Raw genomic sequence first — 15112 nt, forward strand, 5'->3', positions numbered from 1 at the left:
AAAAGACCACCCGCTCATGCGAATGGTCCGAGTACTCATCGAACGGTGAACGTCTTCGTTACGCTTCGACCTTTCGGTGTCACGAGACGAAGCGTGAGCTGCGTCCCTTTTCGTTGCGGTGAAAAACTGAGAATCGTCGAAGTCGTTTTTACTTCTTTCTCTGCGAGAACGGTCGTCCCACGCATCAGCGTGAGTGTACCGTAAGCCACGTTTGACGTCGCACGCAATGTCTTCGACGCACTTGAAGGAATGGTCGATGACAATGTCGGAGCCGGTCCGACCGTCACGGTCTTTTTCTGAATGTGACGATACGTCCCTTGCTGACTCGTCAACGTCACGACACTTCCAACCGGTTGTCGACTGAATCGTAGCGTCACACGGCCTGTACTGCTTGCCGTTCCACTGGCGATTGTCTTCGTACCGCTCTTTAGTGTCACCGTACTGTTCGGTAGTACATACCCGACCCATAACGACTTTTCGTCGTTGATGGATAGCGTGGACAGCGAGGTCTTCGGCAATTCCACTGTGACTTCACGGGATTTTGATCCGACAGAGGCACGGACACGAATCGTGTCACCCGGTTTCGCCGGGATGGTGTACCGTGTCGTTGATAACCGTTTTGGTGAAACGGCCACACCATTTACGTAAAAACGAACCGGGGCCACACTTGTCTTTTTAATCGAGAGTGTCGCCTGTGTCTTCGTCATCATGACGTCCGTGACACTCAAAACAGGTGCGAACGCGCGAACCGTCTTCGTCAATTCGTAAGTGGCATCGCGATACGTGCGTTTGACACGAATCACATCGCCTTCGCGTAATGGCGTATCGAACGTATAAGGCATCGAACTCGTCTTTGTCACAAGGATGTCATTCCGATAAACTTCATATGCTTCATTTGTGCTAGACGTTACATCAATCGATTTATCGTACATCAATGGTGTCCGCGTCCAAGTGAAGATAGGTGCATCATACGTCGCCTTCACTTCCGCAAGACGGAACTGTGAGGCAGGTGCATCCTGTAACTTATAGTATATTTTTGTCCCAACACCAAACCACATGTGAGAAAACGATTTGATTTGGAGCATCCCATCCTCATTTACTTGCTCACTCCAGGCTTCATAACCGCGTTCGCTACGGGCAACGATGTCAACGGTAGCCTGTGGCGTGGTCTGTAATGTCACACCTGATTTTACAGAGTTCGTTACAAGCGTGATGTCGTTCGGTAAAGTATCTTCACTTTCTTTTACCGTCACCAGTTCAATTGGATCGGCATATACACTTGATGGGCTTCCGATTTTTACGGTCACACGCGATCCTGGTGCGAACCAGCGCGTCGGTTGCCAAGTGAAGCGTCCCATCTCGTCTGACTGAACCGTTTTCGACTGATAGTTGACCAATGAATCTAGTGAGTCGGTGTACTGAGAGGTGCTTTTCGTCACACTGACGAATACTGGGGTGTTCGGTGCCGTTGTTCCTGTGATGGGTCCCAAAACACCTGTTGGCGGATCGAGTGTGAGAGGAACATAGTTAGATGCTACAAAGTCTTCTGTTCGTTCTAACCCGTTCCATCTAAATTCAAAAGAATATCCGCCATTCGTGTTCATCGTCAACTTACCTTGTTCCCAAACAAAAGGTTTCTTCTCAGAATATCGATACGTTGCCGACAATTCTGTCCCACTGACAGGAATGGATGTTCCATCAATCAGTTTAGCGGTTCCGTTCACTTGATAGGATTGGTTCACTTCATATCGTGTCGTTGTTTTCGGTACATCGATCAACAGTTGTCGTGGCGCTTTCCAAAATGACTCCGGCGTATACCCTGCCGTCACATCATGGGATAGCACATACCAATCTCCTCTTAGATTAACAAACGTATCATCCACCGATGATTCTTTCCATTCTCCAGTGGCAACATTGTAACTCACGTAATACGTATCAAACACTTTCCGCATCGTGAAGTAGTAAATCCCGTCTTTCCACAGGAGATTCGTGACAGATTCCGCCTCTTTTTCAATCCAACGTTTCGTGGTCAAATCAAAAATTCGGAGATGTGAGTCGGTGGACATCTTGACCACTAATTGATTCGCTTCTTCGATATATTGGGCAGATCGTACCTTGTCCGTATATGTTCCAAGCGTTTCAAGCGTTTCTCCCGTGATGGCTCGTTTCGTGATTTCACCGTTTGCGAAGACTAGGACCGTGCCGTCAGCAAGAAGGTCGTACGATTCGTATATACTTTCCGTATTAAACGTTCCGAGAATCTCACCCGTCAATGAAGTGACAGAATACGTCGTATGTCCTTTCCAAAGAATCATTTCTAAATCCTGATTCACAGCATGAAGATAATCGAGACCACTACTCGAATCATTCGGGAATGACGTCATCGCATCGTTAATCGGATCCCAAATGATGACCTCGCCATATGCATCTAAAATGACGCGACCGTCTCCGAGTCCAACGATATTGTGTTCAACCGACACGCGGACGGGAAGTGTATACACTTTTCCTGTGCGCATATGCACAATCGTCTCTGGGTCGCCCGATCGCCATACATATTCACTGTTTGATACAACACTTCCCGTTGGCAGAACGTCCGCTTTTGCCGCTCCTTCTGCAAAGGCATCCATTTTTGGTCCAATCAACAATATGAGTACGACGAGCGTACTCCATAACCGCTTGTTCATCTGCTTCCTCATTTCTGTTTATGTATACATAAGTTTTCAAAAAACATCCATTTTTGTTGAATCCCTTCTAATTTTAAGATGTTTTCTCAAAAATGCATAGCCCTAATATTCAAAAAAGCACCGCGTCATAATTTGACGCAGTGCTCACTTTTCATTCATCTGTTTCATTAAATCCATCTGTTCTTGCACCATCGCCTCTTTTTCCCGGCGTAGCACCCCTTTGTAGGTGATACGTGAAATCGATAAACTGATTTCATATAGGAAGAAGAGTGGTAACGACACCATGAGGTGCGACGTCAAATCCGGCGGTGTGATGAATGCCGCGATCACGAATAGGGCGAAGTATGCGTACTTTCGAATCTTTGATAAGAAGTACGGGGTCACGACACCGATTCGGGTCAGGAACATCATGACGACCGGTAGTTGGAACAATAGACCGAACGGAATTGTCAGCTGCAACAAGAACGTGAAGTAATTGTTGGCCCCGATGATTTGTTCGAGTCCGAGGTCTTGCCCGAGGTCCGTCGAGATATCGAGGACGAGCGGGAACAACCAGTAGTAGGCGAACGCAAGGCCAATCAAGAACAGTCCGAAGATGATCGGGATATAGGCAAGCGTGCCTTTCCGCTCATTCGGATGCAGACCGGGTGCGACAAACGCCCACACTTGATACAGTAGGAATGGGCTCGCCGCGATAAGGCCGATGATGAGCGCCAAGTTCAAGTAAATCATGAGCGGGTCCGCGACCCCAAAGGCGTTCAGTTCGAGCCCGCGTTCGACGAGGTCTTTTTGCAAATACGCGAGTACATATTTGACACTCGGCAAAGCCATCAAAAAGAAGGCAAAGACGACAAATGCAGATAGCATCAGTCGTCTCCGCAGCTCTGTCAAGTGATCGGTGAGTTCCCGCTCTTGATCAGGTTGATGATTCATGGCTTACTGCTCTTTCTTTTCGATAGCTTTCTTGTCGTTCTCGTCGTGCTCGTTCATCATGCCGTTCGTTGCATTTTTGAACTCACGAAGCGTTTGTCCGGCCGCGCGACCAAACTCCGGCAATTTCTTCGGTCCGAAGATGATAAGCGCGATGATGGCGATGATGAATAGACTCGCCCCACCCGGAATCCCGACGACGAGTGATGATGCTAGTAATTCCATTATTGATGGACCCCCTCAGCGGTTGGATAGTGTTGCATAAAATAAATGAGTGACTGCAGCTCAATCGACAAATCGATATGATGGACGCGAACCGTATCCGGTACAGTGAGTCGTGCCGGTGTGAAGTTCAAGATGCCCTTGATGCCGAAACGCACCAAGTCGTCTGCGACGGACTGCGCATAAGCAGAAGGTACCGTCAAAATAGCGACGTCGATCTTGTTTTGCTTCATGATTTGTTCCATCTCATCGACGTGATGAATTGGGACGCCTGACATCGTCGTGCCGACTTTTGTCTCGTCTGCGTCGAACCCGACGACGATATGTGTGTTATTGTTTTTAAGGAAGTTATAGTTGACGAATGCCGTCCCAAGGTGACCGACTCCGACCAAGGCGACATTCGTAATCTCGTCTTGATTCAGTGTCTTTCGGAAAAAGTCTAACAGATACTGCACGTTATAGCCATATCCCTTTTTACCGAGCGCACCAAAGTACGAGAAATCACGGCGAATCGTAGCCGAATCGACCTTGACCGCCTCACTCAGTTCTGCTGAAGAGACACGTTGTTTCCCTGACGCGTGCAGGCTTTGAATAAATCGATAGTATAGTGGCAACCGTTTGGCTGTCGCTTGTGGAATCTTTGGTTCGTTTTGACTCAACGGAAAGAGCCTCCTTTTTACGACACGTTACAAACGAATCTGAATTTCATACACCTTGATTGTAAACGAATTCACATGACCACTCAACGAATATACCTAAAATCGCTGAAAAATACAGTATACTAAATAGAGAGAAAGGGGTTTTTTCACTTGATCCTACTGCAAGTCAACAACTTATCCAAATCCTTCGGCGTCGAGCCGATTTTAGAAAACGTAAAACTCGAAATCCAGGAAGGCGAACGTGTCGCCCTTGTCGGTCGTAACGGGGCCGGTAAGTCGACGCTTTTGAAAGTCATCGCTGGTGAATACAACTATGACTCCGGGGACATCATGAAGCCAAAAGACGTCACGATCGGCTATCTCGCCCAAGACTCAGGGTTAGAATCCGACGAGACGATCTGGAATGAGATGCTCACCGTCTTCACGGACTTGATCGAGCAAGAGAAGACGCTCCGTCGCATGGAGGCTGACATGGGCTCCGAACGGATTCTAAACGACGCCGCTGCGTACGAACGCCTCCTCTCCTCTTACGATGAAGAGCAACATACGTTCAAAGAGCGTGGCGGATACCAATATGAAGCGACCATCCGCTCGGTCCTTCACGGGATGCGCTTCTATCCGGACGACTTCGAGCGTCGAATCGACACACTCTCCGGGGGACAACGGACACGTCTCGCCTTGGCGAAGATGCTCCTTCAAAGTCCCGACCTGCTCATCTTGGACGAGCCGACGAACCATTTGGACATCGAGACGCTCGCCTGGCTAGAGAAGTACTTGAGCGGCTATAAAGGTGCCGTCCTCATCGTCTCCCACGACCGCTACTTCCTCGACCGCGTCGTTTCGGTCGTCTATGAGTTGTCACGTCATCGGAGCCGCCGCTTCGTCGGGAACTATACGAAGTATCTCGAGCAGAAGGCGGCCCTCTACGAACAAGAGAAGAAGCAGTTCGAGTCGCAGCAAGAAGAGATTGCCAAGATGCAGGACTTCATCCAACGAAATATCGCCCGGGCGACGACGACGAAACGGGCACAAAGCGTGCGGAAACGTCTCGAGAAAGTCGACCGACTCGATGCTCCGGATGGTGACGAACGCAGTGCCGTCCTCTCGTTCTCTATCAAACGCCAGAGCGGGAACGATGTATTGAGCGCGAGTGACCTCGCCATCGGATACGAGGAAGCAATCGCTCAAAATCTCCGTTTCCAGCTACAGCGCGGGGAATCCGTCGCGCTCGTCGGTCCGAACGGGGTCGGGAAGTCGACACTTCTCAAAGTGTTGACGAAACAACAAACCGCCCTCACCGGTGAGATCCGTTACGGGACGGGCGTCGAGATCGGCTACTACGACCAGGAGCAACAAAACTTGTCTGACGCGAACCGTGTCATCGACGAGATTTGGAACGACTGGCCGCTCATGCGCGAGCAAGAAGTGCGGAGTCTGCTCGGACAGTTCCTCTTCAGTGGCGATGACGTCATGAAGCGTGTTCATGAACTATCCGGTGGCGAACGGGCACGACTCACCTTGGCCAAGCTGAAGCTCGAGCAACCGAACCTCCTCATCCTGGACGAGCCGACGAACCACTTGGACCTCGACTCGAAGATGATTTTGGAGAATGCCCTCCTCGACTATCCGGGCACGATTCTCTTCGTCTCGCATGACCGATACTTCATCGATCGACTCGCGACGCGTGTTCTAGAGATCACACCGAACGGCATCGACGAGTATCTCGGAGACTATTCGTACTACGTCGAGAAGAAAGAAGAACTCGAGGAACTGGCGCGACTCGCCCGTGAAGAGACGAAGCAGCTCGTCGTGAAAAAACAGCGCGCTGACAAAGAGCAGCAACGGGAAGAGCGCCGCATCAAACAGCGCATCGAAGAGATTGAGCAAGCGATTGAGCAACATGAGAATCGTCTTGATGAGATTGAACAGTTGCTTTGTGAGCCGGACGTCTTCAACGACTTCGCCCGTGCCCAGGAGTTATCGACGGAATCGGACGCGGCGAAAGAATCGATTACCGCACTTTATGCGGAATGGGAGGAACTCCATACATGATGCGTACCCGTGCCATGCGAATCGAGTTCATTCAAGCGTTCCTGACGGGACTCGCCTACATCGTGCCGACCGGGACCGAGTTCGTGTCTGAACTCATCCGCGGGGAGCCGACCATCGTCCCGTCTATTCTCTTTTTCTTCCTGCCGGTCGTCATCGGCTTCATCATTCAGACGTGGCCAGGAATACTACTCAGTCTCTTCAGTGGCCTGCTCATGAGCACGCTCTTCATCCGTATCGTCGTCTGGCCGGTTGATGTGACGGTCCATACATTCTATGCGCCTGGATCGGTGTGGGCCCACTTCTATGAAGAGACGCTCTTCATGTGGATCCTCGCCCTGCTCGTGTTCATCGTGAGCCGCATCAATACGTGGCATCGGGAGAATTATCGACAACCAAAAGCATAACAAAACCACGTCTTCTGTTTGAAGGCGTGGTTTTGTTTGTACAATCAACGTTATCATTGACATTGATAATCATTTTCAATTAGTCTGTTATTGAGGTGATTTCAATGAAACTACTGATTGGATATGTGAGCATGTCAGGCAATACGGAAGACATCGCAAATCTGATTCGACATACATGGCAGGACGCAGGACACGATGTTTCGATATCTGACGATTTGGAATCCTTACGTATCGAGCAATTCTCCGAATACGATGGGGTCATACTCGGTACGTATACGTGGGGAGACGGAGATGTTCCGTATGAGGCCGAGGATTTCGTATTTGATTTGGAAGAGGCGTCGTTAAACGGTTTGCCGTGTGCTGCCTTCGGTTCAGGGGACACGGACTATCCCAAGTATTGTGCAGCCGTCGATACCGTCGAGCACGCCTTTCAAACTGCTGGTGGGAACGTTCTTGTTCCTGCACTCAAGATTGAATTCGACCCGGATACGGACGAAAAAAAGGAAGCATGTCTCGCGTTCGCCCATACATTCCTTCAACAACTTGAAGCACTCAAAAAGGTTCAGCCTCGTGGCTGAACCTTTTTGTTAGAAGTAACGCAGTGGTTGGAATCCGATTGTATGGAAGTCGAGCTTCGTCCCGTCTTCAGCGATAAAGAAGACAGCCTCGTTCGTGTCGACGTCACGTGTGAACACTTTATAGAACGTCATCGGTTTTTCGCCATTCGTCACATAACGTGCTTCGTGTGTCGAGATGACTTGTGCGAACAGTTGCTGTTCGTCGAGTTCCTCGATCAAATCATCAAACTTCGCCGCTTCTTCTTCTGTTGCCTCGCGACCCCGCTCGATTTCATAATAAGCATCGCTCGCTTTTGGTTGTACCCCGAGATTGCGATCGACGACGATCACACGCTCCGGCTCTTGGTCGACGACACTTGTGTAGCCATATAGTGACTTGATGAGCGTATTCTCTCCGGTCACGCGACCGATACCTTCTAATGCCTCTTCTCCAGTGAGTGACTTCACTCGTGTCTCTTCTGGAACAATCTCCTCTTGATAGGCGATATTGTAAGCGCGGATAATCTCACGTACTTGTAAGAACGTCGCAACGACGAGTAGTACGATGAGCCCTCCGATGATGATGCGTTTCGTCATGTCTCTATTTCCCCCTAGACTGTCATGCTCTCTTCTAAGGATAACCCAGGAACCGCGTTCATCGCTAGTGTATCGCGCTTACCGCGCACATACGCGTGATGTGCCGCCACCCCGATCATGCCCGCATTGTCCCCACAGAGGTCAAGCGGTGGAATGACGAGTTGAATTCCTTCAGCTGTAGCAGCTTCTTGAAGCGCTGTGCGGAGGCCACGGTTCGCCGCGACACCACCCGCGACAAGCAATTGCTTCGCCCCTTTTTCCTTCACGGCACGAATCGCTTTCTCGACGAGCACTTCGACGACACTCGCCTGGAAGCTCGCCGCCAAGTTTTCAGGGATGACCGTCTCTCCACGTTGTTCCGCATTGTGTACGGCGTTGATGACCGATGACTTCAAGCCACTGAAACTGAAATCAAAGCTACCCGGTTCGAGACGAACGCGTGGGAAGTTGTACGTGTCTTCCCCGACCGCTGCCAGGCGGTCAATCGCAGGACCTCCCGGATATGGGAGACTGAGCGTGCGCGCAACCTTATCGTACGCCTCACCTGCCGCGTCGTCACGTGTCTCCCCGATGACTTCGAAGACACCATGTTCTGGCATATAGACGAGTTCTGTATGTCCCCCTGAAACGACGAGACAGACGAGCGGAAACTGCATCTCTTCGACAAGTTCGTTCGCGTAAATGTGTCCGGCGATATGGTGGACACCGATGAGCGGTTTTTGATGGGCGAATGCCAACGCCTTGGCCGCACTGATCCCAACGAGAAGGGCACCGACGAGACCCGGTCCTTGTGTGACCGCGACCGCATCGACGTCTTCCATCGTCACGCCGGCCTCACTCAATGCGTCGTCAATCACGTACGTGATTCGTTCCACATGATGACGAGACGCCACTTCAGGGACGACGCCACCAAATCGTTTATGACTCTCGATTTGAGAAGAGACGACGTTCGACAATAACGTCTTTCCGTCTTTGACGAGCGCAACAGACGTCTCGTCACAGCTCGACTCGATCGAGAGAATCAGTGATGTGTTCATTCTGACTCACTTCCTAACTTCGCCCAATAAATATAGGCGTCTTCATTATTATCCTGATAGTAGCGTCTTCTCCGACCGGCTTGCATAAAACCGAATTGTTCATATAGTTTTTGCGCGCCAACGTTCGACACGCGGACTTCTAACGTCAATCCGACGAGTCCTTTTGACTTGGCGAACGCGACAAGTTCCGCTAACAATTGATTGCCGATGCCCTGTCCACGAAACTCAGGTAAGACGGCAATGTTTGTGATATGTCCTTCATCGACGATTGTCCAAACGCCGACAAACCCGACGACCCGTTTGTCATGGACCGCGACAAAGTAAATGGCCTGTTCATTTCGAAGCATCTCATTCATGAACGCCTCTTTTGTCCACGGGATGGCGAACGACGCTTCTTCGACTTTCGTCACTTCCTCGACATCAAGCCACGTCATCCGACGAATTTTCACGTCAGCCATTGTTTTGTCCCTCTAACCATTTCGCTTCCGCCTCGGCGAGTCGCAAATACTCCGGTTCAAACGAGTGAACATCGCTCGTCTCATCGCTGAAGACGACCAAATCACTCGCACGCCCATATCGATGGGCAGCCGGTGCTTCGATATAGTCATATTCACTTAACACGTCACGGAACGGTTCCACGTCTCCGACGACAAGGAAGCGCCCTTGACTATTCAGTCGCAACCAATCTGAGACGGAAGCGTGCTGATCATGTGTGAGTGCTTTGTTGTGTTGATAATATCCGATATACGCGTTGCCACGGCGCGCGTCAATCAATGAAACGACCGGCAAATCGGTATTCGGGGCCGCTGCCATGAGCTGAAGGGCAGATACACCGATGAGTGGAAGATTGAGCGTATAGGCGAGTGTCTTCGCTGTCGTCACTCCAATCCGAATTCCCGTGTACGACCCGGGTCCTGTCGTGACAACGATGCGTTCGAGCATGTTCGGTGTCCACTTGACCGCTGCCATGAGCTGTTCAATCATTGGCATGAGTGTGACCGCATGGTTTTTTGAGACCATTACCGTTGCTTCGGCTTGAATCTCTCCAGCCTCACTTAACGCGACTGACAAACGTGTCGTCGCCGTATCAATCATCAATTGCTTCATGCGAGCACCTCCTTGGCGATTTGAACGTAACGCTCACCCGTCGGAGCAAGTGTCAGTCTACGTTCTTCGTCGCCAACCCGTTCAATCGTGATGGCCAAGCGTTCTTCCGGGAGGGAGGACTCGATCAAGTTCGACCACTCGACGATGGCGACACCATCACCGTTGATATATTCCTCAAGACCGATGTCATCCCCCGTATCTTCGAGACGATAGACATCCATATGATAGAGCGGCAATCGCCCTTTATATTGTTTCATAATGGTGAAGGTCGGACTGTTGACGTTCCGCGTGACACCGAGTCCTTTTGCGAACCCTTGTGTGAACGTCGTTTTGCCGGCACCGAGGTCACCGTTTAACGTGATGACCGTCCCTGCTTCGACGAGTGTGGCCAAACGTTCTGCCACCGCCTGCGTCTCCGCCGCAGAATGCGTAATCAATGTATACATGAATGGTTCTCCTTTTTCACTTCTCATACGTACTCATTGTACACTTCATTTTAAGCAAAAAAAAACACGAAACGCTATCGTTTCGCTATCTCATTTAAAAATTGGTTGCGGGGGCTGGATTTGAACCAACGACCTTCGGGTTATGAGCCCGACGAGCTACCAGACTGCTCCACCCCGCGATGGTTTGAATTGTTTCGACATCCTCTATAATAAGCGAGACAGTTATAAAAAGCAACCATTTTCTTAATGTTTTTTCAAAAATGGAATCGGGAACAGATATAACAGCATAAACTATCAGAGAAAAGGGGCGCGACCGCCATGTCCAAATGGGGAAATCGATTCAAGAAATGGTTCTTTTCGGAGATCGAAGCCGAGATCACGTTTGACCCGGCAGCACTCATTCCGAAGCAGACCGTGACGGGTACGTTGCACGTCTCCAACCCGACAACGAATGTCGTTCGATTACAGGAACTCACCCTGACCTTCTTGACGACGTTCAAAGACATCACCATGGAAGGAAACGAGTTCAATCGAGAAGCTGATATTCAAGAAGTCCCGATTCCACTATCGCTTGTATTAGAGCCTGGAGCGAAAGAGGACGTTCCGTTTTCATTCGAGTTGACGATGTACGCACCCTCTTCTGCCGGCGCCCCGTATAGTATAGAGGCTACATTGTGGGACAAGGACATCAAACGAGTTTGGTTTGATGTAATCGAACACATCGAAATCGAACCGATGCCTGAACTGAAACGATTACTCGATGCGACCGCTCACGCTGGACTTGAGCCGATGTTCGTCCGAAACGTAATCGACCCGCTCGGGGAAGAACGTCCGTATCCATTCGTTGAAAAGTATGGATTCAAGCCGGTCGGAGAATGGGCCGATGAGTTCGAGGTCGTCAAATCGTTTTGGCGCTTACATGAAGACGGGATCGACCTCTACTACTGGCTCGACAACATCGAGACCCAGCGAACGCTCGAATCGATGGCGACCGACGTCGAATTGCGTCATCGTTCCCTCACCTGGGGGCAGCTCGAGCGCGAACAGGAACAGCTCGGTCTCGGCATTCAAGATACGTTACGCAGTCACCGCTCCTCGTGAGCGGTGATAACTTTTTAAGATGATGTGTAGCATTCGTTAATCGATCAAAAAGCTCCGAATAAGATTCTTTTCCATTCTTTTTTCGGACCTTTTTACTATGTTTTTAGCTAGTTTTTTCTTTTCTAGTCATAATATAGTGATGCAAAATCGAAGCAATCACACCTATGATTGATCCTATAACAATCGATACTAGTAAAATCGAAAAAATTTCTTGAAAGGTAACGGGTAGTAATAGTTGAGTAGCCATCAATAAAAAGACGAGGGTTACACCCGCTATAATCCACAGTAACGGTTTTTCCAAAGTAAGGTACTCCCTTCTTTAATAATTTTACCGTGCTCATTTCTTCTAATTCTGAAGTGTAAAGTACATATCTTGGAATCGATAACTCGGAGAGAATCGCCTGAATCCATTCGTTGAAGAGTTTTGATTCAAATCGATTGAAAAATGTGCCGACGAGTTCGAGAGCGTCAAATCACTTTGGCGTTGAAGATACGCTACTCAGTCACCGCTCCTCGTGAGCGGTTTTTTCAATTTGAATTCCATCCTTACTCGTATTGACGATAGTTTGAAAGTGGTGGCGATACGGATGCATGAACAATTCATATTGCAGACGTCGCTCTACATGTGAAGCGTGTAAGTAGTCCAGCTCCATACCCCGTTCCTGAATATCACGATGCGAACGTCGCTTGAACTCAGTCTCCCCGTCTGTGTAGAGATAAATCGATTGATCAAAAGATGAAAGATCCAGGAATGCGACACTCATCCCTTCAATAATCGTGATTGGCTTCTCCGGATCAATCCATGTCCGCTCTAAATAGGGGACATCAATCGTATAAAACCCAATCCCTTCCCGAATCATACGGACATCTCGCTCGAGTGAGAGCAGATGATGTGCGGCCGGATGACACGCCGTCATCTTATACTGATGGGTCGTTCCATCGTGTTGATACGTGAGGATCGTTTGTTTCCGCAACTGTGAATCTGTAATATACGGGTCTGTGTGAAGCAGGTTTATATCACCGAGTCGTTCCCGTAATTTTTCTGCCAACGTCGATTTTCCGGCTGCACCGTGTCCGGAGATAGCAATCAGCGTTCGTTGATCCGGTCTCACGCTTTGTACGATACCCTCAATCAGTTGCTCCATGATTCTCCCCCTTTTGGTAATTTTGTTGTTTCAGAAAAACAAATACACGTCATTCATCCTCTATCCGTTTTCGAAGCCTGATTGCTGAAACAGCAAACATCACAAAGGCAATCAACGAAATCGAACTGACAATGATCAGAGTGGTCGATATGGGAGAACTAAAGAAAAATGGAATCGATAAAATCAATAGCGCCCCGGTGACTGCCATCCCTCTAATAAGAAATACCATCGTTTGACTCATTTTCTCTTCACTCTCCTTGAACTAAGCAAAAGAACCCTTACTATAAATATAATGACAGACAGCTCATCGTGTCAGGATGAGCTGTCTTCTTTTTTCTTCAGTCTCGTCAAGCTTCTGTTCTAACGTTTCCACTTGTCTCGTCATACGAGCAATCAGCTGACTGATTTCCTTATCCAGTCCGTTCACTTGATCTAAGGAATCATTGATTCGTCCATGCATCGTCCATTCTGAAAAAATATCATCCAAAAAGTAATCTGCGAACTGAATGAGTGAACCTCGATCGACATGCAACTCCTGAACAATACCTTGCACGTCCGCTAATTCACGGGAGAAACGCTCTAACGCAGATTGTAATTCGTGCATCGTCTGCTCGGAAGCATCTAGCGCCTCATGTTTCATTGCTGTGGCAATCAAGCCACCCCCGAAGAACGTGTCATACGTCGACCACCCTTTCGCACTATCTAGATGTTTGAGTGTTTTTGCAATCGTTGATCGCGCCGCCTTACCGGCAACGATGGCTTCCCGATACTCGATAAGAAGTTCATTCGTTTCGGCTTGTTGATTCGTGAGATGGTGTAGGTCTCGGCGAATAGCTGGATCTTTCGCAAGATGGGATTCTTTTGTTTCTAAGAAGGTCTCCCACTCAGCGTCGATGCCCTCATAAACCTCGAGCTGTTCTTGTAATTCTCGATGTTCGAGCGTCAATTCGTCAATCATCGCCTCGTGTTCTCGTAATTTCAGTTCAGCGCGAGCAGCCTCTTCCATTTCGATTGTCCGTTGTTCATCAAACGTGCCTCGTAACTTTCGCCATGTGTTGACGAGCGAGAATTCTTCAAGGTCATACACATCACGTTGTTCTTTCGTGAATGTGTTGAGTAGTGCCTTCCGCACCGCCTCATGCTCGTTCAACTGTTTGTTTAGTATCTCTTGCTTACGAACAAGTCGATCACGCTCGGAGATACGCTGTTGTAAGTCTAATTGGGTCTGCTGAAAATTCCCCATTATGTTTCCCCTCTCTTTGTACTGATTAAAGTGTCGATTGGAACGCCATTTATCGTCATGCCTTCGACATCACATCCTGTCAACGTGACATTTGTCAGGTCACATTGATTAAATGTAGCACCGCTCAGATTCGAATAGTGCATTTGAATAGTACGTGCATTCTCTCGCATCGTCACAAAGTTAAATTGTGAGCCCGACAAATTTAAATCACTAAACGTACTATTCCGGAAATTGATGTTCCGAAAACGGCTTTGACTGAAATTACAGTTGCTCGCATCAAGTGACGAAACATTACTATTTGTGACCGCCAAAAAGCTCGCGTTTACCCCATACGCTTGCCAACCTTCACATGACTGTTCTTCAAAGCAATGCGTACTCGGTTTTGCTTTTGTTCGTTTGACGAAACATACCTCATCTTCTGACTCATATACGACTTGAAATCCTAATTGTTTATAAAAACGAATATTTCTTGTTTGATGTGTCGATGTTTCCAACTCCCAAATCCGTACATGCGGAGATTGAGCTTCTACGTATTGAATCAACGCTTTACCGATTCCTTGCCCTTGGCTATCAGGGTGCACAAAAACACGATCAATTCGTGCATAGTCATCACCTGTGAGGGTTAAGACGATTGCCCCAACGATGTGTTTGTCCTGCTCAATGACATAGCATGTTAACTCTTCAATCATATATTGTGTCATCGCCTCGAGATCGTATCCCGGCGGTTCAACATTCAAATCTCTCTCAGACAATTGCAAAGAAAGTGCTTCTTGTTGAAAACTTGCAGTTGAAACTTTCGTAATCCCTGAAACATCTTTTAAAGTGGCTAATCGAATATACAAAACAATCCCCTCTTTCTCATACTTAGTACGAAAAAGAAGGGATAAAGTTTCAAAGAAACAAAAAACGACCGAGCGTATGCTCGGTC

General features: G+C 48.7%; 16 protein-coding genes and 1 tRNA gene. 4 read left to right on the plus strand and 13 right to left on the minus strand.

Features of this window, described 5'->3' with window-relative positions:
- Positions 1–35: 35 nt before the first annotated feature.
- The 4 genes from OKS35_RS14130 to OKS35_RS14145 all read right to left on the minus strand — a co-directional run bounded on the left by OKS35_RS14130 (position 36) and on the right by OKS35_RS14145 (position 4495).
- Positions 36–2684 (minus strand): hypothetical protein, encoded by a 2649-nt coding sequence (locus OKS35_RS14130; protein ID WP_264093309.1) that lies wholly within the window; start codon positions 2682–2684, stop codon positions 36–38.
- Between the two features lie 144 nt (positions 2685–2828).
- Positions 2829–3617: a twin-arginine translocase subunit TatC gene (tatC, locus tag OKS35_RS14135; RefSeq protein ID WP_031424497.1), complete on the minus strand. Its 789-nt coding sequence runs from the start codon at positions 3615–3617 to the stop codon at positions 2829–2831.
- A 3-nt stretch (positions 3618–3620) separates the two neighbouring features.
- The gene (gene tatA / locus OKS35_RS14140; protein ID WP_034770678.1) at positions 3621–3839 is read right to left on the minus strand and encodes a twin-arginine translocase TatA/TatE family subunit; all 219 of its coding nucleotides are present in this window, start codon (positions 3837–3839) and stop codon (positions 3621–3623) included.
- On the minus strand, positions 3839–4495 hold the full coding sequence (locus OKS35_RS14145; protein ID WP_015880579.1) for a redox-sensing transcriptional repressor Rex: 657 nt from the start codon (positions 4493–4495) through the stop codon (positions 3839–3841). Before OKS35_RS14145 ends, tatA begins: the two co-directional genes overlap by 1 nt.
- Before the next feature lie 150 nt (positions 4496–4645).
- Here OKS35_RS14145 and OKS35_RS14150 point away from each other — a divergent pair, with 150 nt between their 5' ends.
- The 3 genes from OKS35_RS14150 to OKS35_RS14160 all read left to right on the plus strand — a co-directional run bounded on the left by OKS35_RS14150 (position 4646) and on the right by OKS35_RS14160 (position 7529).
- Positions 4646–6547, plus strand: a complete 1902-nt coding sequence (locus OKS35_RS14150) for an ABC-F family ATP-binding cassette domain-containing protein (protein WP_264093310.1) — start codon at positions 4646–4648, stop codon at positions 6545–6547.
- Positions 6544–6951: a hypothetical protein gene (locus OKS35_RS14155; RefSeq protein WP_214742998.1), complete on the plus strand. Its 408-nt coding sequence runs from the start codon at positions 6544–6546 to the stop codon at positions 6949–6951. Before OKS35_RS14150 ends, OKS35_RS14155 begins: the two co-directional genes overlap by 4 nt.
- 104 nt (positions 6952–7055) lie before the next feature.
- On the plus strand, positions 7056–7529 hold the full coding sequence (locus tag OKS35_RS14160) for a flavodoxin (protein WP_214784969.1): 474 nt from the start codon (positions 7056–7058) through the stop codon (positions 7527–7529).
- 9 nt (positions 7530–7538) lie between these two features.
- Here the strand turns inward: OKS35_RS14160 and OKS35_RS14165 are convergent, their stop codons facing one another.
- From OKS35_RS14165 to OKS35_RS14190, 6 genes are all read right to left on the minus strand, one after another.
- Positions 7539–8105 (minus strand): hypothetical protein, encoded by a 567-nt coding sequence (locus OKS35_RS14165; RefSeq protein WP_074034830.1) that lies wholly within the window; start codon positions 8103–8105, stop codon positions 7539–7541.
- Positions 8106–8119: 14 nt separating this feature from the next.
- The gene (gene tsaD, locus OKS35_RS14170; RefSeq protein ID WP_074034832.1) at positions 8120–9142 is read right to left on the minus strand and encodes a tRNA (adenosine(37)-N6)-threonylcarbamoyltransferase complex transferase subunit TsaD; all 1023 of its coding nucleotides are present in this window, start codon (positions 9140–9142) and stop codon (positions 8120–8122) included.
- The gene (gene rimI / locus OKS35_RS14175; protein ID WP_074034834.1) at positions 9139–9600 is read right to left on the minus strand and encodes a ribosomal protein S18-alanine N-acetyltransferase; all 462 of its coding nucleotides are present in this window, start codon (positions 9598–9600) and stop codon (positions 9139–9141) included. Before rimI ends, tsaD begins: the two co-directional genes overlap by 4 nt.
- The gene (gene tsaB, locus OKS35_RS14180; protein ID WP_074034836.1) at positions 9593–10249 is read right to left on the minus strand and encodes a tRNA (adenosine(37)-N6)-threonylcarbamoyltransferase complex dimerization subunit type 1 TsaB; all 657 of its coding nucleotides are present in this window, start codon (positions 10247–10249) and stop codon (positions 9593–9595) included. The genes rimI and tsaB overlap by 8 nt, the downstream gene beginning before the upstream one ends.
- Complete coding sequence (gene tsaE, locus OKS35_RS14185; protein WP_214784971.1) at positions 10246–10695, minus strand: tRNA (adenosine(37)-N6)-threonylcarbamoyltransferase complex ATPase subunit type 1 TsaE; 450 nt, start codon at positions 10693–10695, stop codon at positions 10246–10248. The genes tsaB and tsaE overlap by 4 nt, the downstream gene beginning before the upstream one ends.
- A 102-nt stretch (positions 10696–10797) precedes the next feature.
- Positions 10798–10874, minus strand: a tRNA-Met gene (locus tag OKS35_RS14190).
- 139 nt (positions 10875–11013) lie between these two features.
- Between OKS35_RS14190 and OKS35_RS14195 the strand changes: the two genes are divergently transcribed.
- Positions 11014–11796 (plus strand): sporulation protein, encoded by a 783-nt coding sequence (locus OKS35_RS14195; RefSeq protein ID WP_015880565.1) that lies wholly within the window; start codon positions 11014–11016, stop codon positions 11794–11796.
- Between the two features lie 503 nt (positions 11797–12299).
- Here OKS35_RS14195 and OKS35_RS14200 read toward each other — a convergent pair.
- The 3 genes from OKS35_RS14200 to OKS35_RS14210 form a co-directional block, all read right to left on the minus strand.
- Positions 12300–12941 carry a uridine kinase gene (locus OKS35_RS14200; protein ID WP_074034841.1) on the minus strand — a complete coding sequence of 214 codons (642 nt, stop codon included), beginning with the start codon at positions 12939–12941 and terminating at the stop codon, positions 12300–12302.
- Between the two features lie 304 nt (positions 12942–13245).
- On the minus strand, positions 13246–14184 hold the full coding sequence (locus OKS35_RS14205) for a hypothetical protein (protein ID WP_264093311.1): 939 nt from the start codon (positions 14182–14184) through the stop codon (positions 13246–13248).
- Positions 14184–15026, minus strand: a complete 843-nt coding sequence (locus OKS35_RS14210; RefSeq protein WP_264093312.1) for a GNAT family N-acetyltransferase — start codon at positions 15024–15026, stop codon at positions 14184–14186. The genes OKS35_RS14205 and OKS35_RS14210 overlap by 1 nt, the downstream gene beginning before the upstream one ends.
- Positions 15027–15112 lie beyond the last annotated feature (86 nt).

It is taken from the genome of Exiguobacterium sp. N5 (assembly GCF_025842465.1).
GTDB classification, from domain to species: Bacteria; Bacillota; Bacilli; order Exiguobacteriales; family Exiguobacteriaceae; genus Exiguobacterium; species Exiguobacterium profundum.